The organism is Pseudarthrobacter sp. NPDC058196, from assembly GCF_042882685.1.
Classification (GTDB): Bacteria; Actinomycetota; Actinomycetes; order Actinomycetales; family Micrococcaceae; genus Arthrobacter.
On sequence record NZ_JBHVVN010000011.1, the window covers coordinates 1 to 25,879 of the forward strand.

Sequence of the window (25,879 nt, forward strand, 5' to 3'; positions counted from 1 at the left end):
GTGGAGATGACCCGTTCCCAGTCCGCCACGTCCAACTCCAGCATCGGCACCCGGTGCTGGATCCCGGCATTGTTCACCAGAATCTCCAACGGACCCACATGCTCTTCGATCCACGCGATGCTGCGGGCTGCCGCCTCACCGTCGGTGACGTCAAACGCGATGCTGGCGATGCGGCCGGCCGGGAAGTCGGCGGCGAGCGCGGCTTCGGCGTCCTTGAGCCGCTCCGGGTTGACGCCGTTCAGCACAACCGTGGCACCGGCGTCGGCCAGTGCCCGGGCGAGTGAGGAGCCGATGCCGCGGCTGGAGCCGGTGACCAAGGCGACGCGGCCGGTGAGGTCAAACAGTGAGCTCATGCGAACGGTCCCTGCTGCACCAGGTTGACTGGGGGTTCGCCGGCGGCGAGTGCCTCAAGCTGGCGTCTCAGGAGCTTCAGGATCCGTGGTTCGAAGGCAGACGCGTTGCCGCCAACGTGCGGCGTGATGAGGGCGTTCTCCGACGACCAGAGCGGGTGGCCGGCGGGCAGCGGTTCGGGATCGACGACGTCGATGGCGCAGTGCAGGCGGCCGGACACCACTTCAGCCGTGAGGGCGTCTGTGTCGATCACGGCGCCGCGGCCCACGTTGACCACCAGGGCGCCGTCAGGCAGGGCGGCCAGGACGTCCCTGCCCACCAGGTGGTGGGTCGCCTCGGTGAGGGGAAGGACGGAGACCAGGATGTCATGGCCGGCGGCGAGCGCCAGGAGTTCATCGGGACCGTGGACCTGACCATCCGCATCGGTCCTTGCGGCGCTTCCCACCCGGGTCAGGGTGACCTCGAAGGGCTCCAGGCGGCGGGCCAGCTCCTTCCCGATTCCGCCGATGCCCAGCAGCAGGACCTTCCGGTCGGCCAGCGACTGGCGGCGTTGCGGGTTCCAGCGTTCGGCCTGCTGGTCCCGGACAGCCTGGTCAATGCCGCGCAGTTTGGCGAGGATGAGGCCAACGGCCAGCTCCGCGGTGGCAGCCGCATGGACGCCCGAGGCGTTTGCCACCCCGGCGGCCGGACCTGCTGCCTCGCGGACGCCGTCGAACCCTGTTGACTGTGTTTGCACGAACTTCAGGTCCGGGACGCTGCCAAGGGAACCCAGCACGGCGCCGGCGTCGATGTAGGGGAGGATGACGCCGTCGATCCCGCCCAGGTGGGCGCCTGGTGCTTCCGTCATGTCCCACACCACCCCGCGGAGGCTGCCCGGAAGTGGCGACAGCTGGGCCAGGAGCTCGGAATCGGGGAAACTGACGGTTTGCACGTGCTGCATCGTTGAAGGCCTATCGGTTGGTGGGAAGGTGCTGCGGGCGGATCGTTATGCGTCGCGGCGGTCGAAGGTCAGGCCGCCGGGGACCTGGAAGGTGGGCATGAGCTCGAGCATGCCCACATTCACGTGTCGCGGGGTTTCGATGGCGTAATCAAGGGCGTTGACGATGTCGTCCGTGGTGAGCGATTCGTAGCCCTCGTAGTAGGTCTGCCAGGCTTCTTCCATGGCCTCGGGGCTGCCGCCCAGGTTGCGGCCGAAGATTTCGGTTTCCACCCGGCCTGGGCAGATTTCGGTGACGCGGATGCGCTTGCCGACCGTGTCGTTACGCAGCTGCCGGGAGATCTGGTGCACGGCGGCCTTGGTGGCGTGGTACGCGGTGTGGCCGTAGAAGTTGTAGAGCCCGGCGATTGAACTGATGTTGACCACGTGGCCTAGGTCCCGTTCCACCATGCCGGGCAGTACCAGCCGGGTGAGCTGCAGCAGGCCGCGGAGGTTGACGTCGATGAGTTCGTCGATGTCCTGTTCGGAGGAGTCCAGGATGTTGCCGGGCCGGGAGACGCCGGCGCAGTTCACCAGGACGTCCACCTTGAGGTCGCGGACGACGCCGGCAAGGGCGGCGGTGTCGGTCAGGTCCACCACATGCGGGACTGCCCCCGTGCGGTCGGCCAGTTCGGCGAGGCGTTCCCCGTTGCGGGCCACCGCGTGCACGGTCAGTCCGCGCTTGGCGAGGCGTTCGGCGATGGCGGCGCCCATGCCGGTTGACGCTCCGGTGACGAGGGCTGTGGTGTAGTCGGAAAAAGGCACAGGGACTCCAATAAGTGGTAAGTGGCGGGCCCTTAGGTCCGGCAACGGGCTGGGCGTAGTGGTTGGCAGGGGGTTAGGGATTCGCGTAGCGGTCAGTGGGTGCGGTCCCGGGCGGTTGGACGGGCATTCATGATGTTCAGGCTCCTGACGCCGGGCTGAGTTCGTACCAGCGCTGGCCGGCGCCGACCCCGAGGAGTCCGAAGACGGTGTTCACGGTGTTCCGGAGTCTGTCCAGTTCCAGGCAGGCTGTGCGGTGCATGGCTGTTGCTTCAGCCACGGTTGTCTTTCTGAAGGTGACGGTGTGTCCAGGCCTGGACTGTGCCAGGACATCCAGGGAGCGGCTCGTGACGACCCCCAGGACCGGATAGCCCGCCGTAACGCCGCGTCCCCGGTGCAGGACCAGCAGTTCGTCCCGGGACGGAACCTCGATGGCCCCCACCGGGACACCGCGGGAGAGGACCTCGGAGGTGAGCTGGCGTTCGGGCAGTGCGCCGCCGAGCCGGAGTCCGATGTGGTTGCTTCGGGGGCTCACGGTGTACTGCGTGGTGAAAAGAAGGTCTGCGGTGTCGCCGAATTCGGCTACGTCCGGCCCGTCGGTGACGTCGATGACCGGGTGGGTGCTGAATTCCGGCTTTGCCAGCCCCAGCCGGAACAGGGGCAGGCCGAAGTATGGCTGGGTGATCGGTGCGGTGGTCTTTTGCGTTTCAAGCCGGGTGCCCTCAACAAGTTTCAGTCCGAAGCCCACCACCGTGTCCGGTGCGCAACTGCCCAGCAGCGTGGGGACAGTGAAGGATCCGCGGACGGCGATGTAGGCCCGGAGACCGGTGCGGATTCCGCGGACCGTCACTGTTTCGCCGGCCCGGACGGAGACGGGCTCCCACTGGGGGCAGTCGCGGCCGCCCACCGAGAGGTCCAGCGGCGCGCCGGTCACGGCGATCAGCAGGTCCGTGGTGGCGCGCATCCTGAAGTCCAGGGCGGTGAGTTCCAGCAGCGGATCATTGTCCCCGTTGCCGGCCAGGATATTCGCGGCCTTTGCCGAAAACTGGTCCAGGGCCCCGTTGACGGGAAGTCCGAAGGCAGGACCCTTCGTCCGGCCAAGGTCGGTGACGACGGAGTGTCCGGGCTGAAGGATGACAAGTGACCCGGTCATGGCCGTGCCTCCAGGAACTGCCCCTCGTACTTTCCGAAGTCCTCCGGGGGAATGCGGTAGAAGCGCAGTTCATCGCCGGGGACGTAGGGCACCAGGGGTTCGCGTGCTGCGTCCAGGACCGTCAGGGGGGTCTGGCCGATGACGCACCAGCCTCCCGGGGCGACGGCGGGCGCGATCACGGCTTGGCGTCCGGCCACGGATACTGCACCGGCGGGTACGGACAGCCGCGGGTCTTTGAGCCTGGGGACGGGGACCGGGAAGTCTGGGCCGTCCATCATGGGCGAGCCTGCCGGCGCTCCGAGGCAGCGGATGACGTAGGTCTTGGCCGTGTGCCGGGCGATCACGTCCTGGACCTCCAGGCCCTGGTGTTCTGCCACGCTTTCCAGGTCAGGCCCGTAGCTGCCGCCGTACACGACGGGTACCTCGAAGCGGCGCGGCTCGCGCAGGGTGGTACCAACAAAGTCCAGCTGGCGCATCCCCAGGAGGATGAACGCCCTGACCTGGCGGGCGGAGGTGAGGTAGGGGTCGAATTCGACCAGGACGGAGTCGTAGGTGGGAACGGCGCCGTGGATGCCTTCGACGCCGACGGCCGCCAGCCAGCCGGCCAGGGAGTGGACCGTGGCCCAGTTGGCTTCTGCGTCACCGGACTGTGCCACCACGCGCAGGGCGGCGTCGCCCGACTCGTAGATGTCCAGCATTGTCCGGCTGGTTGTCGTGGGGGCGGCCATGGTCAGGAAACCTTTTGCTTGGCGGCGAGCACCTGTGCCAACGGGGCGATGGTGACGCCTGCGGCGATCAGTTCGCTGCGAACCAGGCGGGCAAGTTCGACGGCGCCCGGGTTGTCGCCGTGGAGCAGCACCGTGTCGGCATGGATGGCGATGTCGCTGCCGGAGACTGTTTCGATGAGTCCTTCGGTCACCATCCGCACAGTGCGCTGGACAATGACGGAGGGGTCGTGGATCACGGCGCCGGGCCGGCTGCGCGGCACCAGTGTGCCGTCATCCTGGTAGGCGCGGTCCGCGATGCCAACGATGGCCACCCGCAGGCCGCGCTCCGCCGCCGCAGTGGCGAGTTCACCGTCCTGCGCCAGGATGATCAGCTTCGGGTCCACCCGGGCCGCGGCATCCGCTACGGCTCCGGCGTAGTCCGCGCGGGTGGCCACCAGGTTGCCCAGGCGGCCGTGGGGAGCCAGGTGGGAGACGGTGCCGCCGTGGTAGGCGGCAAACGCCGACAGGGCTCCCAGCTGGTAGATGACGTCGTTGCGGACTTCGTCGGCGGTGAGGTCCATGGCCCGGCGGCCGAAGCCGCGAAGATCCGGAAAGCTCGGATGGGCGCCGATGCCCACGCCCTTGCGGACACATTCAGCCACGGTGGCGTCCATGATGTCGGGGTCCCCTGCGTGGAAGCCGCAGGCGATGTTGGCGCTGGAGACGACTTCCAGGAGGGCGTTGTCGTCGCCGATCGAGTAGGCGCCAAAACCTTCACCAAGATCCGCTACGAGATCAACTGTGGGCATTGCGGGCCTTCCTCTGCTGGTGCTGCGGGTGTAAATCAGTGTGGCATCGGGTTTGGAGCCACACAAAGACGAATGCCGTATCACGCTATAGGGAACAGTTATGACCTTTAGAGGCGCTATTGGCGACCCAAAAAATGCAAGCGGCCCTTATTTCGTGACGACAAGACTGGCCTTTCCAACAAACTATTTCCCTACTTATGCACAAAACATATGCCGGCATCAAAAACGGCGATGGCTTGGGTCGGGATAGAATGCTCTTGTCATTGGAAAGTCATCTGCAATTAACCTATGCCCGAGACTCGGATCACACAAAGACGTATTGCCTGTCCCGCCATAGCGCCAACGTATGACCCCGCATGCTGTGCCGTCCCCGGCTGGAAAAGAGGAGCGCTATGGACACCCGGAAGCTGGCGTACTTCGTGAAGATCGTCGACTCAGGAAGCATCACGAAGGCGGCCGCCGCCCTCCACGTCGCCCAGCCGGCGCTGAGCCAGCAGGTGTCGGCCCTGGAAACGGAGCTGAAGCAGCGGCTCCTGATCCGGAGCAAGCAGGGCGTGGAGCCCACGGCGGCCGGCCATACCCTCTACCGGCACGCCCAGACCATCCTGCGCCAAGTGGAGCAGGCAAGGATCGATGTGGCAGCTTCAGGGGCGGCACCTTCCGGGCGCGTCTCCATAGCAATCGCCCCCTACAGCATGGCCTCAAGCCTTACCCCTCGGATTATCCGCGAAGTAGGGCGGCGCTACCCCGACATCGTGCTGCACCTGACCGAGATATACGGCGGCGTACTCAGCGAGGCCATCAAGAACGGGCGGCTGGACATGGCCCTGATCTATGAACCGGGGCCTATCCGGGGTGTGCAATTCACCACCCTCATCGTCGAGGACCTGTACCTGGTGGTCAACGCCGCACGGGAGCTTCCGGTGGACCCCGGGGCCGGCACCATCGCCCTGGAAGCGGCGGCCACCCTGGGCCTGTTCCTGCCCGAACGGATCCACACCCTCCGCCAGGTGGTGGAGGCGGGCTTCGACAGCAAGGGCCTCACGCTGCACCTGGTGGGGGAAGTGGAATCGGTGCCGTCCCTGACCAGGCTGCTGCGCAGCGACCTGGGTGCCACCATCCTGCCCAAGTCGGCCGCGGATGCCCTGTTCCATGAGGAGGACTTCCGGGTCCTCCGGATCACCGGGCCTGCACTGCAGTGCAAGATCGCGCTGTGCACTCCGGACCACGAACCGCTCTCCGAGGCCGGTTCCGCCGTACTGCTGGTACTGAAGGAAATGCTCCAGGAAATGCTGCGCAGCAAATACCAGCCGCTTTCCGGCGGAACATCCTCCGCTGCCGCGGATGCATCATAAGCGGCCCTTATCAGGTCACGCTCCATTAGTCTTATCCACGGAATTTGCTGCGTCCTAGGATAAAAGCCATAAAGGTTCGCCAACGGCGTTTACCCGGCACAAATGATTCCCTTGGAGCCCAGCATGAAAAAGATCACCAGCCTGCAATACCGGAATTCCTCGGAACGAAGGATCCAGCTTAAGGCCAGCACCGGTTCGCATTGCCCCACCAATGGTTTCTGGCGGGCCGAGGACGGCGCTGCCTCGGATCCGGTGTTTGTCTTCGAGGGCAGCATGATGCCGCCGGGCAAACGGGGATCCACCATGTGGTACCTGGACGACTCCCAGGTGGGGCCGCCTGCTTACCTTCTTCCCGGGATGAACTGAGGTGGCTTGAACCACCGCGCCGCCGGCGGCCAAGAGAAGGCCCGGAGTTCCAGAAGGAATGAACCGGTCCCCGAAAGTTGGACTCGCAAATGTGCGAGTCCAACTCTAGCGGTAAGCGGTTGGCCCTTTGCTAAAGGCTCCGTCCCTTCCTGGTCGGAGCCTTTTCCGTCCCATGCTTCGGTGGCCGAAGTTCCAGACTGGCTGCTTCAGAGGCGAGTACCCAAATTTTCTGCCATTTGTAGACCCCTCGCGTTGTCGCTGTGTGTAGATGTATTAGCTCCGGGTGGTGAATTGGACTTGGACGTGCTTGAGCTCCGTGCGCGGAAGCACAGCGGTCACCACGCCGCCGCCGGACAGCTGGGCTCCGATACCGTAGACGAACGGGTCTGTATCAATCTCTGCGCCGGGCATGTCGACTCCGTTGATAACGGTCCTGGCCTGGCTGTTGACCATCCGGGCGGTTACTGAGGGTGCGTGCTGGTCCCACGGGTTGCTGCCCGGCCAGAGCTCTTGCCGGTATTGGTTCATGAGGATGTGGTTGACATGGTCAGCCAACAGGCTTCGAACCGAAGAGCGCTCGGATGGATCGCGGTGCCAGGTGGTTCGCACGGCCTCCTCAACTTGCGGGTAACGCAGGCGCTCCACGTACTCGATCAGCCAAGGGGGCCGCGGCCATGGCGGAACTTCCTCGATCGATCTGCGTGTCTTCTCGTTGAGGTCTGCGAGGTTTACCGGGTCTGAGCGGTCATCCGGGTTTCGCCAGAGCGTATAGGTGATGCTCGCCGTCATCTCGTTGTACCCACGATCATCTTGGCCATAGGTCACACCAACGCTGTCGGTGTCCTCCAATGACAGTTGGGAGATGAGCCCCATCACCGGAATGGGCATGAGTTTCAGGCGCTCGGCCCATCCGGCCCGCGGGTCGGGAGCGTCTGCGGGGAGAATTCCAGCCCCTCTCATACCCCGACTATGAACCACGCGAGGGTGCCTGTAAATGGGATTGAGTTTCAGCCCCCAAAGTCCCGGTGAAGGTTCGCTAAGAGGGACCTATGCCGCAAGCGTCTGAGCACGATACTGTAGCGGGCTCAAACCCTTGAGCTTGGTGGAGATTCTTTCGGTGTTGTACCAGTGGATGTACTCGTGCAAGGCCGCTGTTAGGGCCTCGGTGTTGAGGAAGCGGACGTGATGGAAGAGTTCTTCCTTGAGGTGCCCAAAGAAGTTTTCCATCACGGCGTTGTCGTAGCAGTTGGCTTTGCGGGACATCGACTGCACCGCACCGGCCTCCGCCAAGAGCGTGCGCCAAGAGTTGTGCTGATACTGGAATCCCTGGTCGGAGTGAACGAGGGGTTTCCGCCCGTCCGCTAGCGTGGCCAAGGCGCTGCGCAGCGAGGCGTTGGTCAGCTCCAAATTGGGGGACCTCCCGATGGCATAGGAGATGATCTGCCGGTCAAATAGGTCCATGATCGGTGAGAGGTAGAGCTTCCGGTCACCCACGCTGAACTCGGTCACATCGGTCACCCACTTCTGGTTTGGGGCATCCGCTTCGAACTGGCGATTCAGCAGGTTCGGGGCCACAGCGCCCTGCTCGCCCTGGTACGAGTTGTACCGCTTCCTGCTCCGGACCTTGCAGACCAGCCGCAGGGAACGCATCAGCTTCAATACGGTCTTCTTAGCGACCGTCCACCCTTGCTTGAGCAGATCAATATGGATCCGGCGGTGTCCGTACCGGCCATGGTTCTTCTCGAAAATCTCCGTGACAGCGGCCTTCAGAGAAGCCCGTGGATCTGGGCCTTGGAGGCGGGACTGGTGGTAGAAGAACGTGGACCGGGCTAACCCGGCTACGTCCAGGAGAACTTCCAAGCGGTGTTCAGCCCTGAGAGCGATGACAGCGCGGACCTTTAGCGCTGTTCCCCGTCCCTCAAGGCGTTTACTTTTCCCAGAAAGGCAACCTCTGCCCGCAGGCGTTCGTTCTCACGGCGCAGCCGCTCTACCTCAGACTCAGGTTTCCTTGCTGTCCCAGGATTCGTCTTCGGACGGCCCTTCGGCTTGGGGCGCAGCCCGTCCTCGCCTTCGGTCCGGTACTGACGCGCCCACTTCTCGAGCAACAGTGGAGAGGACAGCTCAAGCTCTTTCGCCAGGGCGACTTTGGGCTCACCCGCGCGGTATCGCTGCACAGCATCGAGTTTGAACTCAAACGAGAACACCGGTCGTGTCGGCTTCGCCACCAGCGTCGTACCTCCGCGCGTCCGCCATCGACCATAAAAACGTTTGATAGCACCCCTACCTACCCCGAGTCGGGTCGCTACCGCCCAAGCACCCCAACCCGTTTCAAACAACGCTACCGCGGCCTCGCGCTGCTCCACGGACAACGAACTTCTCCCATGCATAAAACTGCTCCCCGAAAGTCAGAACTGATTTCTCAGTCCAACTTTCGGGGAGCAGTTCAGAACGCCGGGCCTCTGTGGTTTAACCCCATCGGTGTGAAGTTACAGCGCGGGCTCCAATTCGGCGTCCTCCACCAGCAGGCCCTTGGCCTTCAGCACGTCGGTCAGTTTGCACAACTCGATGGTGGTGCCACCCTCCTTGTAGCCGCGGATGAGGTCGTCCTCAGCGTCCACGCGTGCCTGCGACAGCTTGATGACTTCCTCGATTTCATCCTTGCGGACCACCACCACACCGTCGGCATCACCCAGCAGGACATCGCCCGGGTAGACAATTTCGTCGCCGAACACCAGGGGATGGTTGATCGGGCCAATGGTTTCCTTGACGGTCCCCTTGATGCAGACACTGCCGGAGAACACCGGCAGTCCGAGTTCAATCAGGTCCTTGGTGTCGCGGACACCTGAATCCGTGACCATACCCGCCAGGCCTTTCGCCTTCATGGCGTTGCCCAGCACATCGCCGAATGTCCCGGCTTCCTCGTACTCACCGGCTGCCACCAGGACAACGTCGCCCTTCCGGGCGTAGTGGATGGCCACCTGAAGCATCAGATTGTCCCGCGGCGCACAGACCACGGTGACAACGGGGCCGCAGAAGGACATGCTGCGGTCAATCGGCTTGATCTTCGAACTCAGGGCACCTTTGCGGCCCTGGGCTTCATGCACTGTGGCAGAGGAGAACTTGGAAAGTCGCTGAACGGCATCTTCGGAAGGGCGGTCGAATTTCGTTTTGACATGGATCATGAGGTGCTCCTGTGTTGTAGAAGGCGTGGGCAAAATAGTGGTTAGGTCAGGCCAGCGCCCTGACGGCCTTTTCGATGGCAGCGAGGGAATCCTCGATCACCGGCAGCCCGGTGGCATAGGAAATCCGGAAGTAGGGGCTTAGTCCGTACGCCGAACCCTGGATGACGGCAACAGACGCCGCTTCCAGCAGGTACAGCGTGAAGTCCTCGTCGTTGCTGATCTGCCTGCCATCGGGCGTCGTCTTGCCGATGACCCCGGCGCAGTTGACGTACGCGTAGAAGGCGCCTTCCGGCGTCGCGCACTGCAGGCCATTGACCGCGTTAAGCCCGGAGACTGCCGCATCACGCCGTTCGCGGTACACCTCCACGCTTTCGCGGACGAATGCTTGGTCTCCGGTGAGTGCCGCGGCGGCAGCCGCCTGGCTGATCGAGGACGGGCAGGAGGACATTTGGGACTGCAGCTTGTTGATGGCAGCCACCAGGGGCGCCGGACCGCCGGCGTAACCCAGCCGCCATCCGGTCATCGCGTAGGCCTTGGAGACCCCGTTGGTGACCAGCACACGGTCCTTAAGCTCAGGGGCAACGGCCACGAGACCCGTTATGGGCTCTTCGCCGAAGTGGATCTCGTCGTAGATCTCATCAGTGAGGACATAGACGCCAGGGTGGTCCTTGAGGACGGCGGCCAGGCCTGCCAGTTCCTCCCTGGAGTACACCGCTCCTGTGGGATTGGAAGGCGTGTTGAGGATGACCCACTTGGTGCGCTCCGTCAGTGCGCCTGCCAGTGCCTCAGGGGTTAGTTTGAAACCGGTGTCCTCACCACAGGAAACAATGACGGGGGTGCCCTCGTTGGCGAGGACCATGTCCGGGTAGGAGACCCAGTACGGTGCGGGAATGACAACCTCGTCGCCCGGGTCGAGGGTGGCCATGAACGCGGTGAAGATGACCTGCTTGCCGCCTCCCCCGATGGTGATTTCGCCGGCGGTGTAGTGCTGCCCGGTTTTGCGGTGCAGCGTCTGCAGGATGGCCTTTTGCAGTTCGGGCGTCCCGGTGACCGAGGTGTACTTGGTTTCACCACGGTTGATGGCTGCGACGGCAGCGTCCTTGATGTGCTGTGGCGTGTCGAAATCCGGCTCGCCGACCGTGAGGTCCAGGATCCGGCGGCCCTCGGCCTTGAGCTCCCGGACACGGGCCGCCGCGGCAACGCTGGGTGAGGATTTGATACGGGTTACGCGTGATGCGGGCACGAATTCAGGCATGGTGTCTTCCAGGCTTCCGGTACGGATGAGGGTGGTTCATTCGAGCCTAGGGAAGGAGCCGCCCCCTTGGATAAGACCTAAAGTGCGTGGACAGATAAGCAGCCCTTATGACGGAGCACCTAGAACTTTCACCTATTGCTCCACGTACTTTCGGTATTGCCCTACCGGCTTGCCTGAGGCGTAACCTGCAGGGTGGATAACGGGGCCAATGAAGGCACACCGCCGGCCCCTCCCGCGACGCCTTCCGGGCCGACGGGCCGAACCGCAGGAGTTTTATGCCTGCCGGCGGGAAGCCGCGCGGGCATGGACACTCAAACGGAGAAGGAGCAGAGGTGCCCGGCAGAGAAAATCACGATCGGATACCTCCGCGTTCAGCCAGGACCGGCACGGGCGCGGCCGCCGTGGCAGCGTACCGGTACCGCGGCGTCCCGAAGCCGGACCCCGCCACGGCGCGAGCCCAACAAACCTTGGCCATGCTGGCCCAGCTGAGGACGACCCTGGCACTTCGGTCCAGCAGGGTACGTGCCCTCACCGCCGAGCTGGGTGATTGCCTTGCCCAGGCCGTGTGCGATGGCGTGAAAGTTGCCGCGGTCGCGAAGGCCGCCGGACAGCCTGCAGCCAGTATCCGGTCTGCCACGCTGGCACGCGGCGAGCTGTACCCGTCAGGCCAAACCCGGAGCGGGCATCTTCACCTCATTGCGGGATTGGCTTCAGAGCTGGCGGCAGCCGAAGGCGCCCGGAGTGACGCGGAAGAACAACGAACGCAGGTATTGGCCCTGGCCAGGAAATCCCGGCTCCTTGACGACTACCAACTTGCCGGGGCAAGCGGCCTTAAGTCCGACGAAATCCGCAAAATGACCAGGGGCGTCGGCTTGGGTGTGGCCCAGCCGCAATAATCGTCCCGGCTGATCCCCTGCCGGCGGCCCTCCGCTCGCCCATCCCCGTTCCACGGCGGGCTTCCTTGTTGCCCATGGCCTCCGGTCGTTCGACTCCAAGCCATAACAAATCGCTATGTAGGTACATAAAAGCCGACTTTGTGTGACCCATACCGCAAACGTTAACTTGATGTTTGAGGCCGGTCCGCAAAGCCGTAAACACGATTTGCGAGAGAGCTCACAGCAGGACCAACAGGACATTCCACTCAAGATCTCTTTCCGAGAGCCCAGGTTTAGCGGCAACCGGTGTTCACCCATCACCCACGGAGACGAAATGACAGAAACCACACTTCCCAGGAAGACCCCGGTCAAGGCCGCAATCGCGGCCTGGATCGGTACGACGTTGGAGTACTACGACTTCGCGGTGTACGGCACCTCGTCGGCGTTGGTTCTGAACGTGCTCTTCTTTTCACCTGAGCTTCCCCAGGGCCTCAGCGTACTGCTCGCCATGATCACCTTCGCGGTCGGCTACGCGGTGCGCCCCCTCGGCTCCCTTATCCTGGGGCCGCTGGGCGATCGTCGCGGCCGCAAGTTCGTCATGATGATCACACTGTTCGGCATCGGCGGCTGCACCTTCCTGATCGGGTGCCTCCCCACATACGCCCAAATCGGTCCTCTTGCTCCAGTCTTGCTCGTGCTGATCCGCGTCATCCAGGGACTGTGCCTTTCCGGTGAGCAGCCCAGTGCCATCACCATGAGCCTGGAGCATGCTTCCGAAGGCCGGCGCGGGTTCCTCGCGAGCTTCACCACCTTGGGTTCCTCCTCCGGCACGCTGCTTACCCTGCTGGTCTTCATCCCGATCGCCGCCATGCCCTCGGAGCAGTTGCTGAGCTGGGGTTGGCGGCTGCCGTTCTGGGCCTCCGCCCTCGTCGTCGTCGCTGCCTACCTGATCCGCCGCCACATCGAGGAGCCGCCGGAGTTCGTAAAGGCCCAGGCCGCCAAGGTGACCGTTGCTCCCCTCCGGCATCTTCTGCGTTTCCACTGGCGTGCGGTGCTGCGGATCGTGTTCTGTGCCCTCATCGCGGGCACGAGCTACATGATGCAGACCTTCTCGGTGGCATTCGGTACCGCCGGATACAAGCTGGATAAGCCGACCATGCTCCTGACGACTACCGTCTCGGCCGTGATCGCGCTCGGCATCACGCCCCTGGCAGGATTCCTTGTGGACAAGATCGGCCGCAAGACGATGTTCCTCATCGCAACGGGCGGCGTTGGCGTCACGATGGTCCCCTACCTGTGGTCAATCACGACCGGGAACTGGTCGCTGATCTTCCTGTTCGGCATCATCAACTACTCCCTTTTCTACTCAATGGTGAACGCGTCGTGGCCCTCGTTCTTCGCGGAGATGTTCCCCGGCCGCCTGCGCGTCTCCGGACTCGCCCTTGGGACTCAGGTCGGCTTCGCGATCTCCGGTGTCATCGGCCCCGTTCTCTCGACAGCACTCGCTGGCCCCGACCTGAAAGATTGGGTCGGACCGTCCATGGTGGCGCTCGGGTTCATGGTCCTGGCAGGAGCCTCAGCCCTGACCGCCAAGGAGACCAAGAAGTACACCCTCAAGGAGCTCGACGAGGTGCAGCAGAGCGAACGGGAAACGTCCGTCCTCACGGCCGCGGCCATGTCCCCAAGCTCAGCTGCCCGCGGCCTCGCCGGTTAGACCCAAAAGCGGGATGACGGGATATCTCCCTTGAGATGATCACGGACTCGCTGAACGTCCCACAACGTTGATTCCGTTATGAACAAGTGAAGACCTCTTAGTGGCGGCACCAACAGCCAACCACTAAGAGGTCTTCCTGTCGCCAGGGCCGCCGCACCACCAATACCCGCGTACCCTGGTTCCAGTCCGGAAGACCCTGGCCCGCCGCCCCGATAAGTGCTGGGATAGTGCCGGCAACTGCTGGCGATATGGAGGCGATGGCGATGGCACGGTTGGACGGGCGGATTGCGGTGGTGACCGGGGCAGCGGGCGGTATTGGACGGGCTGTTGCTGCCGGCCTTGCCCGTGAAGGGGCCGCCGTCGTGGTGGTGGCCCGCAGCCAGGCCCGCGCCCTGGCGGCCATGGCGGATATCCGGACCCGCGTCCCGGACGCCGAGCTGGAGCCCCTGGCCTGCGACCTGTCGCTGCAATCGTCCATCCGTGAGGCCATGGCCGAACTTCGTTCCCGTCACGACCGGGTGGACGTCCTGGTGAACACCGCCGGAGTATTCCGCAAGGAGCGCCACGAAACCGCCGAAGGGCTGGAGCTCACCTTTGCCACGAACGTGATGTCCTATTTCCTGGTGACCGGACTCCTCCTGGAGGCCCTCAAGAAGGGTGCCACGGCCGCCCTGCCGTCACGCATCATCAATATCGCCTCCAAATACGGCAACGTCAGGCTCCCGTTCGATGACCTGCAGACCGCCAGGGGCAAATACAGTTTCCTCCGTTCCACGCCACCCACCATGCTGGCCCGGATCCTCCTGACGCAGGAGTTTGCCGAACGGCTGCGCGGCACGGGCGTGGTGGCCAACGCCGTGCACCCGGGGCTGGTGCGGAATACGGGGCTGCTGCAGGACGTAGGCGGTCCGTTCCGCCGGCTGACCAACACGCTGGGCAAGTCGGCGGAACGGGCCGCGGACACGCCGCTGTGGCTGGCAACTTCGCCGGAGGCTGCAGCCGTGACCGGCAAGCTGTGGGCGAAGCGGAAGCAACTTCCCACCCCGGGCATGGGCTCGGACGCGGAGGCCCGGCGTCGGTTGTGGGAGGCGTGCGTGCGCCTGGCCGGTACGGATTTCGCGTGAGCTCCTCCTGGACGGCAACCGAGGGCCGGAGTACCGTGCAGGGAATTTGTTGACGCGCCCCTGCGTTGTCGATCTGTTCAGAACAATCTGGACAACTGCAGCTCGACAGGAGAAAACACCACATGTCAGTTGACTACGACGCTCCACGGGTTACTCCCGAGGAAGAGCCGAACGTCGCTTTGGAGGAGCTGAAGTCCGATAAGTCCGCCCGCCGGGAGGCCAGTCCCGACATGGACGAGACGGACCTCGCGGACAGCTTCGAGCTGCCCGGCGCCGATCTTTCCAACGAGGAACTCCTTATCCAGGTGGTCCCGGTGCAGGCCGACGAGTTCACCTGCATGTCCTGCTTCCTGGTCCACCACCGCAGCCAGCTGGCCCGGGAGAAGGACGGCAAGAAGTACTGCAAGGAATGTGAGGGATAGCCGGCAGGAAGGCTGGCCAGGTTCGGATTCCAACCATTGGAATCCGGGCTCGTGGAGGGAGCGTGCGACAGCCATGATGTAGGTCACGCTCCGGCAACGGCCGGCCGACTGGAAAGAAGGAAACCATGTCCCTCAGCGTTGAGGAAATGAACAAGCAGCTCCCGGTGGCCAACGCGCTGCCCGGCGAGGCAGTCCCGTATTACATGGCGTCCGGCGAGGGCGCACGCTACGAAATCAACGGCCAGCTGGTGACGGTCATCGCCCGCTCCGCCGATACGGGAGGGATCTTCAGCGCAGCCTACGTTTCCGGCGGCATGGGAGCCGAATCCCCCTTTGTCAGCCACAGCATCGAGCACAAGACGCTGTACGTGTTCGACGGAATCCTGCACGTCTGGCTGCCTGGCGAGAGCCGGATCCTGACGCCGGGCGACTCGGTGGTCATCCCGCCGAACACTCCGCACGCCTACCGGATGGCGAGCCACTACACGCGTTTCCTGAACTGGATGACTCCCGGCGGCGGCGAGGCCTACTACGAGCGGGTTGGCACCCCCATCGATTCGCACGTCCCGCCGGCCAGGCCCGGGCACAAGGCCAGCCTGCAGGAGCAGGCCGAGGTAGGTGCAGAGTTTGGCATCACCTTCCCGGACGTTGAGCGCGTGGCTCCGTCCTTCAAGCACGACGCCGGCCTGCCGCCCACGCAGAGCCCCTACTTCCTCAGTGCCGGGGAGGGTGAGCGGCTGGCCAGCTACCAGACGATGTTCACCTACCTGTCCCGGCCCGCCAACACCGGTTCCAATTACTTCGCCGTACACACCAAGGGCGCCAAATCCCCCTACATTCCACTGCACTTCCACTCGCAGCACACGGAGAACTTCCTCTGCACCGAAGGCCGGATGTGGCTCTACGCCAACGGCCGCGAGATGCTCCTGACCAAGGGCGACTTTGTGCATGCCCCCGCCGGAACCGTCCACTCGTTCGCGCTCGATGCCCACAACACCCAGATGGTGGGCTTCCTGACGCCATCGGTCTTCAACGGGTTCTTTGAGTACTTCAACAAGCCCACCGAGGACCACATGTACACCGAGGGCGGCGAACCGTACATGGACATGGAAGGCTTCGGCCGCGCCCAGGCCGAGATGGACCTGACAGTTGTGGGGCCCCCGCCGCAGCGCCGCGCAGCCCTGGACATCCTGTAAGCCGCACCACAAAAGGCCCGGACTTCCGAGAGGAATCCGGGCCTTCCTGGTGTTACCGGATGGCTTGCTTCACCAGTTCCCGGCCGTAGTCGTTGCCGTTGGGCGTGCGCACCACGGTGTGCATGTGGAACGGGGCAGGCTCCTCGTTGCTGAGGAACACTCCGGTGTGATGGTCAAGTTCCAGCACCACCACGGGGCTCTGCAGCCGGAAGTAGAACGCTTCCCCGCCTTCCCAGCCGCCGATCCAGCTGAAGTACGTCTCGCCGTAGTGCTCGCGGATTTCCCGGCGGCGGGCTGCGCGCGGGCCCTCCGGGAGGTACGCGATGAAATCATCCACCACCGCGTCCAGCAAGCTGCGCGCCCCGGAGGGCATGTCAGCAGCCCGGATGCCCTCGTACGGGATCACCCGGTTGTCCTGGAAACAGCCGCCCAGGTGCCGTTCGTCCCCGGGGTGGAGGCGGCCTTCCGGCATGGCCGGGTCCACCATGGACCCGTAAACAACGGCGCGGGAGCGCAACTCGGCCGGCAGGGCGCCCATCAGTTCCCGGGCCAGGGCGATGCGCTCCTTGAACACCTTGACGCCCCGGTGCGGGCCGGCGTCGATCACGTCCGGCTCAGCACCCATGAATACCGGCGAGATGGCCAGCTGCGTTCCCGCTACCAGGCAGTTCAGCGCCGCGTGGTGGCCAAAGAGCTGCCACCCCCAGGGTTCGGTTTCTGACGGCTCGCCATAGAGGGCGAAGTTGTAGCTGAACTCGTTCATCAGCAGGGGCAGTTCCACCAGGTCACCCAGGAAGCCGTTGATGCGCATCAGGTTCCGCACCAGTTCGAATCCTTCGGCGCTCAGGCTGGCCTCCACCACGCCAAGCACGGCGTCGCGGACCGCGGGTTCCAGTTCATCGAGCCGGAGGCCGGTGTCGTGCTGCATGAACTCCGGGTTGGCCCAGCTCTGCCATTCGGGGGCGTCCACGGCGTAGCTGAGCTTCCGGGCCCGGTCGGCGTCCAGGGTGCCCAGGAGCTTGCGGGCTGCCGCCACCATCTGCGCTGTGGGCGCTTCTTCGCCGGGCCGCGCCGGTGCGAGCGGGTACAGGCCTTCCCGCCGGACGCCGTCGCTGGTGATCCCGGTGAAGGGCTGCGGGTAGAGCTCCTGCCACCCTTCGATCATGGGCCCGGCGAAGGAATCGTTCTTGGCGGCTTCTGCGTACTCTCGGGCGTCCAGTCCGCGGATCTCCGCGACGCGCGGGTGGTCCGGGGAGAACAGGTAGTCACGGAAGGACGGCGTCTGCACGGATGCTCCTGGTGGTCTCGAGGGAAATAGGCGACCAGCCGGCCGCCACGGACAAGGCGGCGCCTGCGGCAGCGGCGGAATTGCCCCGCCACGCCACGTGCTGGTCCGGGCGGACCAGCAGGGTGCCGGCACCCCATACCTGCGAAAGGTGCGTGCCGTCGTCGGCTGGTCCGACGACGGCGATGGTCACCGGGACGCCGGTCCGGGCGGCGGCCGCCAGCACCGGCTGGAAGGCTTCCGACGCCGGCACCCCGGCCAGCGCGCCGGCGTCGGCCAGCAGCGTGAAGCCGGCTCCCAAATGGCTGTACAGGGAGGTGCCGTCCGCCAGCCAGGCGTGCGGCAGCAGGGCGCCGGGGGTGGCTGAGGGAATGTAGTCGATGGGGTCCTCGGCGGGGGCGGGCAGGGCGTCCGGCACCACCAGGGAAGAGTCCGCGTACGAATAGCCCAACACCAGGCCCAGGGAGTCGAACTCGCTCTGCTTCACGGCCAGCGCCGCGTTGGCGGCCTGCCGTGCGGCGTCGCCTCGTGCCCCTGCGGCCGCGAGGTGGGTATCCGCGAAGTGGTACGCCAGGGCCTTGCCGTTTTCGGCGGCGTCGCGGATGGTGCGGGCCGCCACCGGGCGGCGTTCTTCGCCGTAACTGGGGAGGAGCCCCGGGCCGGCCCATCCGTTGATGGCGGCGGCGAGCTTCCAGGCCAGGTTGGCGGCGTCGCCGATGCAGGTGTTGAAGCCGTGGCCGCCCCACGGCGGGTTCAGGTGCGCGGCGTCGCCCACCAGGAAGATGCTGCCGTCGCTGTACTCCGGCGCCAGCAGCATCCGGGCGGTCCACGGATCGGTGGCCACCACGTCGATGTCCACCTCCGCACCCACGAGGGAGCGGACCATCGCGGCGGCGTCTTCCGTGCTGACGTTGATGGCGGGATCCACGCCCTGGACGATCGCCCACCAGGTGCCGGCCAGGTCCATGGGCCCCACCATGCCGGAGGTCTCCGATCCCACCACCCAGTACTGCACGGCCGGATCCAATGCGATGGCCGATGCCAGGGACTGCGAGCGGAACAGGATGCTGACGTTGGACAGGGCCGCGGAGCCGCCCTCCAGCCGGAGCCCCAGGCTGCGGCGGACGGTGGAGGACCCGCCGTCGGCTCCGATCAGGAACCGGGCGGAGAGGGTGCGGCAGTCACCGGAGGAATCCGCGACGACGACGGCGTGCGGCCCGGTGGCATCGCCGCCGGCAGGGCTGGCATCGGTGACGGTCCACCCGGTCACGAACGTGACCAGGGGGTTGTCCGTTGCGGCGCTGCGGAGGACTTCCTCAAGGACCGGCTGCGGCACCTGCTGGCCGCATTCGGGTTGCGGGCCGTACCGGCCGGGGACCAGTTGGAAGGCATTGCGGAACCGGCGCAGTTCGTGGGCGGCCGGGCCGGTGAGCCCGGTGCAGAAGATCACGTCCTGCCCATAGTCCACCGGCAGCGGCGCCGCGTTCCGGAGCGGGTCCGCGAGCCCCAGCCGGCGCAGGTGGGTCATGGTGCGGGCGTTGGTGGTCTTGGCCCGCGGCCGGGTATGGTCCACGGCGGTACGGGGTTCGACGACGGTGCTGGCGATGCCGCGGGAGGCCAGGTCCAATGCCAGGAAGAGCCCGCTGGGGCCCCCGCCGGCGATCAGGACCTGCACCTCCGCCGGAAGGTCTGCGGCGTGATGGGATGCGGTCATCAGGCACGGCTCCGCAGGGAAAGGTCCCCCACCGGCGTGGTCAGCGTGCCGAGCTTCTCGATCTCCACTTCCACGGTGTCGCCGGGCTGGAGGAGCCATTGCGGGGTGCGGGCATAGCCAACGCCGTCCGGGGTGCCGGTGGCGATGACGTCGCCCGGGTGCAGCGTGAACGTCTGGCTGATGAGCGAGATGATGGCCGGGACGGAGAAGATCATGTCCCGGGTGTTGCCGTTCTGGGCCTCGATGCCGTTGACGCGGGTGCGGACCTGCAGGCCTTCGCGGAGGTCCCCCACCTCATCACGGCTGACCAGGGGACCCAGCGGACCGCTGAAGTCGCCGTTCTTGCCCAGCGTCCACTGCGAGGTCAGTTTCTGGGCCTTGCGGGAGGTGATGTCGTTGAACGTGGAGTAGCCAAAGACGGCGTCGCCGGCGGCGGATTCGTCCACTGACTCGACCCGGCGGCCGATGTACGCGGCCACTTCGCCTTCCCAGTCCAGACCGTCCTCGCCAGCAGGGACGGGGACCGGAACGTTGCCGACGGACAGGGACGCCGTCCAGCGGGCAAACAGGGTGGGGTACGGGGGCAGTTCCTGGTCCTTGAAGCTGCCTTCGGCAACGTGTGCCTTGTAGTTCAGCCCGACGCAGATAACCCGGGCTGAGGCGGGGACCAGCGGCACCTCGGTGACGCTGCCGCGCTCCAGCCAGGCGCCGGCGTCGGACGCTTCACTGCCTGCTGCACCGGCAACCAGGCCCGCGGCCTTGTCCTGCCAGCCTTCGGCGTCGGCCCAGAATCCGGGGATTGGTACGAGCGGGAGGACGCGGGAACCGGCGAGGGCGGCTGCCCAGGGCTCGCCGTGGTGGGTGATGCCGATGAACTGCATGGGGGGCCTTTCAGGTCCGGTTCCCGGAGGGCGCGTGCGCACCGGGCAAGGGTTGGGGAATCAGTGCTGGTCTGCGTGGCGGCGGAAGAACTCGATGGTGGCGGTGGTTGCCTGTTCCGCGGCCGTGGTGCTGCGGTCCGGGAGCTGCCACATGTGGTCCGCGTCCTCCAGCAGGAGGAGGTCGACGACGTTGCCCGCGGCTTCCAGCGCGGCGGCGAAGCCGGTGGACTGTTCCACGGGGACGAAGCGGTCGGCCGTGCCATGGATCAGCAGGAACGGCGGCGCGTCCGGGTGTACGTAGGTGGCGGGACTGGCGGCGCGTGCCTTGGCAGGGGCGTCCGCCGGCTGGGCACCGATCAGGAGGGATTCACGGGAGCCGGGGTCGTCGGCGCTTGCAACGGCATCAGGCCGCGCCTGTGACCCCATGGTCACAAGGTCAGTGGGCGGGTACCAGGCCACGACGCCGGCCACCTGGCTGTCCCCGTCAGCGTCGGGGCTACGGGCCGGGTCCACAAAATCCGCGCCTCCTGACGTCAGGCCGAGGAGGCTGGCAAGGTGGCCGCCGGCGGAGTCACCCCAGGCGTAGATCCGGTCCGGGTCCACCCCGTACTCGGCAGCGTGGGCCCGGAGCCAGCGGACGGCTGCTTTGGCGTCCAGCAGCTGCGCCGGGAAGGTGGCGGTGTCCGTCAGGCGGTAGTCGGCCGAGGCCACCACGAAGCCGGCGGCCGCGAGCTGCTCAATAGGGCTGAGGCGAAAACCGTCCACGCCAGGTCCCAGGGAGGACCGCTCCCCCGTCCGCCAGCCGCCGCCGTGGAAATGGACCACGGCGGGCAGGCCGGCCTGGCGGCTGCCCCCGCCTCCCGGAGGCGCCGCCTCCGGAAGGTAAAGGTCCAGGAGCAGCGGGTCCGTGTTCTGTGGCCGGCCGAACTCGATCCCCCGGAGGATCCGCAGTGCCGTCATCGTTGACTCCATGTGTGCCGCGCCGTTTCTGTCCTGTTGCCTCTGTCCCGGCGTTGCCGGGCGCCGGACCAAGGTGTGGTCCGCGTTCATGGACTCAACTGTGGGGCATGGGCAGGCCCGGACGCGCGGGTTGTTTCACTGAATGAAACTGGTTCGCTGAGGACAGGACCGTGAGCGAAGTGGCAGGGGCCCTGGGGTTGACCCGGACGATTCGGTCAGCGTGCTTCCTGCGCCGGCGGCTCTTCCTTCAGCGGACGCCTGGCCAGCCAGGCCGCAACGATGGCGCCGGAAATGTTGTGCCACAGGGAGAAGACGGCGGACGGGAGTGCCGCGAGCGGGGTGAAGTGCGCGATGGCCAGCGTCGATGCAAGGCCGGAGTTCTGCATCCCCACTTCGAACGCCAGGGCACGGCGGGCCTTGTCGTCCAGGCGGCCCAGCTTGCCGGCCAGGTAGCCCAGCCCCAGGCCGAAACCGTTGTGGAGCACCACGGCAAGGAACACGATGGCACCGGCGTCGAGGATCTTGTTGGCGCTGCCGGCCATCACGATGGCCACGATCAGGGAGATCACGACGGCGGAGGCCCAGGGCAGCGCCGGCAGCACCTTCGCGACGAGCTTCTTGAGGAACAGCCGGGCCAGCAGTCCGGCGACCACGGGCAGGAGCACTGTCTTGACGATGTCCAGCACCATCCCGGCGGCGTCGATCTGCAGGTAGGAGCCGGCCAGAAACAGGACCAGCAGCGGGGTGACGATCGGGGCGATCAGGGTTGAAACGGAGGCGACGGCGACAGAGAGGGCGACGTCGCCCTTGGCCAGGAAAGCCATGACGTTCGAGGCCGTACCGGAGGGTGCGCAGCCCACCAGGATGACGCCGACGGCGAGTTCGGGGTTGAGGTTGAGGGCTCCGGCGATGAGCCAGCCGGCACCGGGCATGATGACGTAGTGCGCCACGATTCCCAGCGCCACCGCCCACGGCCGCTTGGCCACTGCGGCGAAATCCGGGGGGGTAAGGGTCAGGCCCATGCAGAACATGATGATGCCCAGCAGGTAGGGCACGCCCTGTCCCATGGGCTTGAAGACACCTGGGAGCAGGAAACCGGCGATGCCTGCGGCCACCACCAGGAGGGGGAACACCGTTACCGCGATGCGGGCAATCCTGCTTTCCGCCTCAAGCGCAGGGTTGGCGGGTGCCCCGTCCGGGGAATTCTGGGGTTTAGTTGCCTCAAGCATCCAATCATGGTGTCACCGGGTGGTATGGCTCCGCCAATTGATGACCGGGAAGGGTAACAACGGCGAAGCCACACCGCGCCAGGACGTGGGACCGTCAGAGCTGTTTGCGGAGCTCCATCTTGCGGATCTTCCCACTGGCCGTGCGGGGCATCTCGGCCACCACCACCAGGGACTTGGGGATCTTGTACCGGGCCAGCCGGCCGTGGAGGAAGCTCCGCAGCTCGTCCGCCGTCAGGGATTCGCCCTCGCGCAGGGTCACGATCGCCTGCGGCACCTCGCCCCACTTCTCATCCGGAACGCCGATAACGGCCACGCTCCCCACGGCGCTGTGCTCGGAGATGACCGCCTCCACCTCGGCCGGGTAGATGTTCTCCCCGCCGGAGATGATCATGTCCTTGAGCCGGTCGGAGACAAACAGGAAGCCTTCCCCGTCCCGGTAGCCCATGTCGCCGGAGCGGAACCAGACCGAATCCGCGTAGCTTCCGGCCGTCGCCTCAGGCCCGTTCCAGTACTCCTTGATCACGTTGGGCCCGGAGATCTGGATCTCCCCCACCTCCCCGGGAGCCACGGCGCTGCCCATGGGATCGGCGATCCGGACGTCGGTGAAGAAGTGGGGCAGGCCTGCCGAACCGGCCTTCTCCCGTGACCGCGCCACGGGAAGCATGGTGACTCCCGGCGCTGTTTCAGTCATGCCGTAGCAGCTGGTGAACCCGATACCGCGGTCCTCGTACGCATCCAGGACCCGGCGGGGAATGGCGGAGCCGCCGCACGTGAGCTTGTCCAGGGAGCTGAGGTCCGCCCCCTCCCAGCCCGGGTGCTCGCAGAGCAGCTGGAACGTGGTGGGCACCCCGTTGAGGGTGGTCACCTTGTGCTGCTCGATCAGTTCCAGGACCCTGGCGGGATCGAATTTGGCCTCCAGCACCACGGTGGCACCCTTCAGGAGCATCGGCAGCAGCCCCATGTCCAGCGACGCAACGTGGAACAGCGGCGAGATCATCAGCGCCACATCGTTGCGGTTCAGGTCCATGTCCACGATGGTGTTGATGCAGTTCCAGGTGATGTTCCCGTGCGTCAGGAGCGCCCCCTTGGGCTTGCCGGTGGTCCCCGAGGTGTAGAGAATCATTGCCCCGTCGTCATGCCCCACCGGCACGTCGGGGTGGTCCGCCGCCGCCGCCTGCAGCGCCTCTCCGTAGTGCTCCACCGTGACGGAGTGTTCGACGCCGGCCGGTGACCCAGCCGCGGAAAGTTCCGTCCCGCCGTCGGCAGCTATGACCAGGCGGTGGGTGACCGGCGTTCCTCCCACGGCGGCGGAGGCGGACGGTTCCAGGGCTGCGGCGTTGACCAGGAGCCGGGCCCCGGAATCCTCAAGCTGGAACTGCAGTTCAGGCGGAGCAAGCCTGGTGTTGAGCGGGACGAAGATGGCGCCCACGAGGCCGCAGGCGAAGAAGGTCTCCACGAAGGACGGGTGGTTCTCCCCCAGGTACGCCACCCGGTCCCCCTTGGCCACTCCGTGGCCCATGAGCGCGTTGGCCAGGCGGTCGGCCCGCTCGGCCAGTTCCTCGTAGCCAAGGGTGCTGGTTCCGGAAATGAGGGCTGCCTTGGAACCTGATTTGTGCCGGCGGCGCTGCAGCCAGGATCCAACTCCGTTGTTGTCCATGGTTCTCCTAACGGACCGTGGTGAGGTCGTTGTTCTTAGATTCCCGCGTCAGGGCGATGAAGACAATCGAGACGAGGGCCATGACGGACAGGAACACCACCACCGGCAGGATGCTCTGGCCGGAATCCTTGTAGAGTCCGGCGATGATGCCCGGGGTGAAGCCTGCGCCGATGAGGGTGGCCAGCTGGTAGCCCACCGCGGCACCGGTGTAGCGGGACGTGGTGCCGAACTGTTCGGACACGAACGCTGCCAGCGGCCCGTACAGGGATGAGTGCAGGATCAGCGCCACGGTAAATGCCACGAAGACCAGGCCGACATTGCCGGAACCCAGCATGCCGAACATGGGGAACAGGTAGGCGATGAACAGGGCCAGGCCGGCGATCATCACGGGCCGGCGGCCGAACCGGTCGGACAGGCGGCCGCCCAGGAGCACGAAGATGATGGAGATGGCCGAGGCCCCGGCGAACGCGTACAGCACACCTTGCTGCGGTGCGCCCTTGGACACGGCATAGGTGACCGAGAAGGTGGGCAGCACCACCTGCAGGCCGAACCCGGCGGCGCCGGCGAACATGATCATGATCAGCGCTTTGGGCCGGCGCAGCACCTCGAGCAGCGGAATCTTGCGTTTGGTGCCGGCCTGGGCCTCCTCCTTGGCCACGGCTTCGGCGAAGATGGGGCTTTCCGAGACCCGCAGGCGGACGAACATGCCGACGATCAGGAGCACGAAGGACAGCAAGAACGGCACACGCCAGCCCCAGGCCAGGAAGGCGTCCTGCGGAAGGGCCGAGAAGGCACCCATCACCAGGGTGCCCAGCACGGCGCCGGTGGGGGCTCCGGCGTTGACGAAGGAGGCTGCGAAGCCGCGCCGTTTGGGGTCGGCGTGTTCCAGCGCCATGAGGGCGGCGCCGCCCCATTCACCGCCGACGGCGATGCCCTGGCAGACCCGCAGGAGTACCAGGATCACGGCGCCCCAGGGCCCGATGACGCCGGCGCCCGGGATCAGGCCGATGAGGGTGGAGGCGATGCCCATCATGGCCATGGAGATGATCAGCATCCCCTTGCGGCCCACCTTGTCACCGAAGTGGCCGAAGATCACCCCGCCCAGCGGCCTGGCAACGTACCCGGCGGCGAAGGTGGCGTAGGCCGCGACCACACCCACCCAATCGTCCATGCCGGTGAAGAAAACCTTGGGGAAGGCGACGGCTGCGGCCGTGGCGTACAACAGGAAGTCGTAGAACTCGATGGTGCTGCCCAGATAGCTGGACAGGATGACCGTGCGCGCTTCCTTGCGCTTGGCGGCCGTGCCCGCGGGTGCGAGCGTGGTGTGTCCGGACATGGCTGTTCCTAGGGACGGAGGGAAGGGGATTTTGGGGTTGCCTGAGGCGGCGGCGCCGGAGGGCGCAGCCTGGGTTTTGGAACTGCTGTTACTGGTGGAGGTGGCTTACTTGTAGAAGCGGGCCAGGAATTCGGCGACGACGGCGGGGCGTTCCTGGCCTTCGATTTCGATGGTGGCGTTGACCTTGATCTGGGCGCCGCCCTTGACCTCGGTGACATCGGCGATGGTGGCCTGCATCCGGACTTTGGAGCCGACCTTCACCGGGGAGGTGAAGCGGACCTTGTCCAGGCCGTAGTTGACCTTGGTGGTGACGCCGTCGACGTCGAACAGCTCGCCCCAGAACGGGATGATCAGCGACAGGGTGAGGAAGCCGTGCGCGATGGGGGCGCCGAACGGGCCGTCTTTGGCGCGTTCGGGGTCGGTGTGGATCCACTGCTGGTCGTCGGTGGCGTCCGCGAACTGGTTGATCTGGTCCTGGGTGATCTGGCGGTAGTCGGTGGTGCCGAGGTCCTTGCCGGACAGGGTGAGCAGGGTGTCGAAATCGACGACGAGATTGGGCATCGTTGCCTC

The 25,879-nt window shown here is 65.7% G+C and carries 26 protein-coding genes; 7 read left to right on the top strand and 19 right to left on the bottom strand.

Going from position 1 to position 25,879, the window contains the following annotated elements; all coding sequences use genetic code 11:
• The 6 genes from ACFVVC_RS16065 to ACFVVC_RS16090 all read right to left on the bottom strand — a co-directional run.
• Positions 1-353: SDR family NAD(P)-dependent oxidoreductase (locus ACFVVC_RS16065; RefSeq protein ID WP_387455332.1), on the bottom strand; the 353-nt coding region annotated here is incomplete at its 3' end.
• Positions 350-1,291 carry a 2-hydroxyacid dehydrogenase gene (locus ACFVVC_RS16070; RefSeq protein WP_387455334.1) on the bottom strand — a complete coding sequence of 314 codons (942 nt, stop codon included), beginning with the start codon at positions 1,289-1,291 and terminating at the stop codon, positions 350-352. The genes ACFVVC_RS16070 and ACFVVC_RS16065, both read right to left, overlap by 4 nt.
• 45 nt (positions 1,292-1,336) lie before the next feature.
• A complete protein-coding gene (locus tag ACFVVC_RS16075; RefSeq protein ID WP_387455337.1) occupies positions 1,337-2,092 on the bottom strand; it encodes an SDR family oxidoreductase in 756 nt (251 codons plus the stop codon).
• A gap of 136 nt (positions 2,093-2,228) precedes the next feature.
• Positions 2,229-3,242 (bottom strand): biotin-dependent carboxyltransferase family protein, encoded by a 1,014-nt coding sequence (locus ACFVVC_RS16080; protein ID WP_387455340.1) that lies wholly within the window; start codon positions 3,240-3,242, stop codon positions 2,229-2,231.
• Positions 3,239-3,970, bottom strand: a complete 732-nt coding sequence (locus ACFVVC_RS16085; protein WP_387455343.1) for an allophanate hydrolase subunit 1 — start codon at positions 3,968-3,970, stop codon at positions 3,239-3,241. The genes ACFVVC_RS16080 and ACFVVC_RS16085 overlap by 4 nt, the downstream gene beginning before the upstream one ends.
• 2 nt (positions 3,971-3,972) lie before the next feature.
• Positions 3,973-4,758, bottom strand: a complete 786-nt coding sequence (locus ACFVVC_RS16090) for a LamB/YcsF family protein (RefSeq protein WP_387455345.1) — start codon at positions 4,756-4,758, stop codon at positions 3,973-3,975.
• Positions 4,759-5,150: 392 nt separating this feature from the next.
• Between ACFVVC_RS16090 and nac the strand changes: the two genes are divergently transcribed.
• Positions 5,151-6,113 carry a nitrogen assimilation transcriptional regulator NAC gene (gene nac, locus ACFVVC_RS16095; protein ID WP_387455348.1) on the top strand — a complete coding sequence of 321 codons (963 nt, stop codon included), beginning with the start codon at positions 5,151-5,153 and terminating at the stop codon, positions 6,111-6,113.
• A 123-nt stretch (positions 6,114-6,236) separates the two neighbouring features.
• Entirely contained in the window at positions 6,237-6,479 is a 243-nt protein-coding gene (locus tag ACFVVC_RS16100) for a hypothetical protein (protein WP_018763287.1), read from the top strand.
• Between the two features lie 273 nt (positions 6,480-6,752).
• Here ACFVVC_RS16100 and ACFVVC_RS16105 read toward each other — a convergent pair whose 3' ends face one another.
• The 5 genes from ACFVVC_RS16105 to ACFVVC_RS16125 all read right to left on the bottom strand — a co-directional run bounded on the left by ACFVVC_RS16105 (position 6,753) and on the right by ACFVVC_RS16125 (position 10,916).
• Positions 6,753-7,439 (bottom strand): hypothetical protein, encoded by a 687-nt coding sequence (locus tag ACFVVC_RS16105; protein WP_387455351.1) that lies wholly within the window; start codon positions 7,437-7,439, stop codon positions 6,753-6,755.
• A gap of 87 nt (positions 7,440-7,526) precedes the next feature.
• Positions 7,527-8,339 carry an IS3 family transposase gene (locus tag ACFVVC_RS16110; RefSeq protein ID WP_387455353.1) on the bottom strand — a complete coding sequence of 271 codons (813 nt, stop codon included), beginning with the start codon at positions 8,337-8,339 and terminating at the stop codon, positions 7,527-7,529.
• Positions 8,340-8,377: 38 nt separating this feature from the next.
• Positions 8,378-8,704 (bottom strand): helix-turn-helix domain-containing protein, encoded by a 327-nt coding sequence (locus tag ACFVVC_RS16115; RefSeq protein WP_387455356.1) that lies wholly within the window; start codon positions 8,702-8,704, stop codon positions 8,378-8,380.
• A 261-nt stretch (positions 8,705-8,965) separates the two neighbouring features.
• Positions 8,966-9,661 carry a 4-carboxy-4-hydroxy-2-oxoadipate aldolase/oxaloacetate decarboxylase gene (locus ACFVVC_RS16120; RefSeq protein WP_387455359.1) on the bottom strand — a complete coding sequence of 232 codons (696 nt, stop codon included), beginning with the start codon at positions 9,659-9,661 and terminating at the stop codon, positions 8,966-8,968.
• Positions 9,662-9,707: 46 nt separating this feature from the next.
• The gene (locus ACFVVC_RS16125) at positions 9,708-10,916 is read right to left on the bottom strand and encodes an aspartate transaminase (RefSeq protein ID WP_387455361.1); all 1,209 of its coding nucleotides are present in this window, start codon (positions 10,914-10,916) and stop codon (positions 9,708-9,710) included.
• A 332-nt stretch (positions 10,917-11,248) separates the two neighbouring features.
• Here ACFVVC_RS16125 and ACFVVC_RS16130 point away from each other — a divergent pair, with 332 nt between their 5' ends.
• The 5 genes from ACFVVC_RS16130 (at position 11,249) to ACFVVC_RS16150 (ending at position 16,247) form a co-directional block, all read left to right on the top strand.
• Entirely contained in the window at positions 11,249-11,812 is a 564-nt protein-coding gene (locus ACFVVC_RS16130; protein ID WP_387455363.1) for a hypothetical protein, read from the top strand.
• 313 nt (positions 11,813-12,125) lie between these two features.
• On the top strand, positions 12,126-13,505 hold the full coding sequence (locus tag ACFVVC_RS16135; protein ID WP_387455365.1) for an MFS transporter: 1,380 nt from the start codon (positions 12,126-12,128) through the stop codon (positions 13,503-13,505).
• Positions 13,506-13,768: 263 nt separating this feature from the next.
• On the top strand, positions 13,769-14,629 hold the full coding sequence (locus ACFVVC_RS16140) for an SDR family NAD(P)-dependent oxidoreductase (RefSeq protein WP_387455368.1): 861 nt from the start codon (positions 13,769-13,771) through the stop codon (positions 14,627-14,629).
• A gap of 122 nt (positions 14,630-14,751) precedes the next feature.
• Positions 14,752-15,051: a DUF4193 domain-containing protein gene (locus ACFVVC_RS16145; RefSeq protein WP_387455371.1), complete on the top strand. Its 300-nt coding sequence runs from the start codon at positions 14,752-14,754 to the stop codon at positions 15,049-15,051.
• A 125-nt stretch (positions 15,052-15,176) separates the two neighbouring features.
• Positions 15,177-16,247 carry a quercetin 2,3-dioxygenase gene (locus ACFVVC_RS16150; RefSeq protein WP_387455374.1) on the top strand — a complete coding sequence of 357 codons (1,071 nt, stop codon included), beginning with the start codon at positions 15,177-15,179 and terminating at the stop codon, positions 16,245-16,247.
• 52 nt (positions 16,248-16,299) lie between these two features.
• Here ACFVVC_RS16150 and ACFVVC_RS16155 read toward each other — a convergent pair whose 3' ends face one another.
• The 8 genes from ACFVVC_RS16155 to ACFVVC_RS16190 form a co-directional block, all read right to left on the bottom strand.
• Positions 16,300-17,535, bottom strand: coding sequence for a DUF3500 domain-containing protein (locus tag ACFVVC_RS16155; RefSeq protein WP_387455377.1), 1,236 nt, complete (start codon positions 17,533-17,535; stop codon positions 16,300-16,302).
• The gene (locus ACFVVC_RS16160) at positions 17,513-19,246 is read right to left on the bottom strand and encodes an FAD-dependent monooxygenase (protein ID WP_387455380.1); all 1,734 of its coding nucleotides are present in this window, start codon (positions 19,244-19,246) and stop codon (positions 17,513-17,515) included. The genes ACFVVC_RS16155 and ACFVVC_RS16160 overlap by 23 nt, the downstream gene beginning before the upstream one ends.
• Positions 19,246-20,127, bottom strand: coding sequence for a fumarylacetoacetate hydrolase family protein (locus ACFVVC_RS16165; RefSeq protein WP_387455383.1), 882 nt, complete (start codon positions 20,125-20,127; stop codon positions 19,246-19,248). The genes ACFVVC_RS16160 and ACFVVC_RS16165 overlap by 1 nt, the downstream gene beginning before the upstream one ends.
• Positions 20,128-20,187: 60 nt before the next feature.
• Entirely contained in the window at positions 20,188-21,177 is a 990-nt protein-coding gene (locus tag ACFVVC_RS16170; RefSeq protein WP_387455386.1) for an alpha/beta hydrolase fold domain-containing protein, read from the bottom strand.
• Positions 21,178-21,302: 125 nt separating this feature from the next.
• Positions 21,303-22,316 carry a bile acid:sodium symporter family protein gene (locus tag ACFVVC_RS16175; protein ID WP_387455389.1) on the bottom strand — a complete coding sequence of 338 codons (1,014 nt, stop codon included), beginning with the start codon at positions 22,314-22,316 and terminating at the stop codon, positions 21,303-21,305.
• Between the two features lie 94 nt (positions 22,317-22,410).
• Positions 22,411-23,973 carry a long-chain fatty acid--CoA ligase gene (locus ACFVVC_RS16180; protein WP_387455392.1) on the bottom strand — a complete coding sequence of 521 codons (1,563 nt, stop codon included), beginning with the start codon at positions 23,971-23,973 and terminating at the stop codon, positions 22,411-22,413.
• A 7-nt stretch (positions 23,974-23,980) separates the two neighbouring features.
• Positions 23,981-25,309 carry an MFS transporter gene (locus tag ACFVVC_RS16185; protein WP_387455395.1) on the bottom strand — a complete coding sequence of 443 codons (1,329 nt, stop codon included), beginning with the start codon at positions 25,307-25,309 and terminating at the stop codon, positions 23,981-23,983.
• Between the two features lie 105 nt (positions 25,310-25,414).
• Positions 25,415-25,870 (bottom strand): MaoC family dehydratase, encoded by a 456-nt coding sequence (locus ACFVVC_RS16190; RefSeq protein WP_018763272.1) that lies wholly within the window; start codon positions 25,868-25,870, stop codon positions 25,415-25,417.
• Positions 25,871-25,879 lie beyond the last annotated feature (9 nt).

Excerpts from the sequence above, each read along its gene's own strand:
- ACFVVC_RS16070 (WP_387455334.1), bottom strand. The coding sequence starts at position 1,291 with ATGCAGCACGTGCAAACCGTCAGTTTCCCCGATTCCGAGCTCCTGGCC.
- ACFVVC_RS16080 (WP_387455340.1), bottom strand. The coding sequence starts at position 3,242 with ATGACCGGGTCACTTGTCATCCTTCAGCCCGGACACTCCGTCGTCACC.
- ACFVVC_RS16085 (WP_387455343.1), bottom strand. The coding sequence starts at position 3,970 with ATGGCCGCCCCCACGACAACCAGCCGGACAATGCTGGACATCTACGAG.
- ACFVVC_RS16090 (WP_387455345.1), bottom strand. The coding sequence starts at position 4,758 with ATGCCCACAGTTGATCTCGTAGCGGATCTTGGTGAAGGTTTTGGCGCC.
- nac (WP_387455348.1), top strand. The coding sequence starts at position 5,151 with ATGGACACCCGGAAGCTGGCGTACTTCGTGAAGATCGTCGACTCAGGA.
- ACFVVC_RS16100 (WP_018763287.1), top strand. The coding sequence starts at position 6,237 with ATGAAAAAGATCACCAGCCTGCAATACCGGAATTCCTCGGAACGAAGG.
- ACFVVC_RS16105 (WP_387455351.1), bottom strand. The coding sequence starts at position 7,439 with ATGAGAGGGGCTGGAATTCTCCCCGCAGACGCTCCCGACCCGCGGGCC.
- ACFVVC_RS16120 (WP_387455359.1), bottom strand. The coding sequence starts at position 9,661 with ATGATCCATGTCAAAACGAAATTCGACCGCCCTTCCGAAGATGCCGTT.
- ACFVVC_RS16125 (WP_387455361.1), bottom strand. The coding sequence starts at position 10,916 with ATGCCTGAATTCGTGCCCGCATCACGCGTAACCCGTATCAAATCCTCA.
- ACFVVC_RS16135 (WP_387455365.1), top strand. The coding sequence starts at position 12,126 with ATGACAGAAACCACACTTCCCAGGAAGACCCCGGTCAAGGCCGCAATC.
- ACFVVC_RS16140 (WP_387455368.1), top strand. The coding sequence starts at position 13,769 with ATGGCACGGTTGGACGGGCGGATTGCGGTGGTGACCGGGGCAGCGGGC.
- ACFVVC_RS16145 (WP_387455371.1), top strand. The coding sequence starts at position 14,752 with ATGTCAGTTGACTACGACGCTCCACGGGTTACTCCCGAGGAAGAGCCG.
- ACFVVC_RS16150 (WP_387455374.1), top strand. The coding sequence starts at position 15,177 with ATGTCCCTCAGCGTTGAGGAAATGAACAAGCAGCTCCCGGTGGCCAAC.
- ACFVVC_RS16160 (WP_387455380.1), bottom strand. The coding sequence starts at position 19,246 with ATGACCGCATCCCATCACGCCGCAGACCTTCCGGCGGAGGTGCAGGTC.
- ACFVVC_RS16165 (WP_387455383.1), bottom strand. The coding sequence starts at position 20,127 with ATGCAGTTCATCGGCATCACCCACCACGGCGAGCCCTGGGCAGCCGCC.
- ACFVVC_RS16170 (WP_387455386.1), bottom strand. The coding sequence starts at position 21,177 with ATGAACGCGGACCACACCTTGGTCCGGCGCCCGGCAACGCCGGGACAG.
- ACFVVC_RS16175 (WP_387455389.1), bottom strand. The coding sequence starts at position 22,316 with ATGCTTGAGGCAACTAAACCCCAGAATTCCCCGGACGGGGCACCCGCC.
- ACFVVC_RS16180 (WP_387455392.1), bottom strand. The coding sequence starts at position 23,973 with ATGGACAACAACGGAGTTGGATCCTGGCTGCAGCGCCGCCGGCACAAA.
- ACFVVC_RS16185 (WP_387455395.1), bottom strand. The coding sequence starts at position 25,309 with ATGTCCGGACACACCACGCTCGCACCCGCGGGCACGGCCGCCAAGCGC.
- ACFVVC_RS16190 (WP_018763272.1), bottom strand. The coding sequence starts at position 25,870 with ATGCCCAATCTCGTCGTCGATTTCGACACCCTGCTCACCCTGTCCGGC.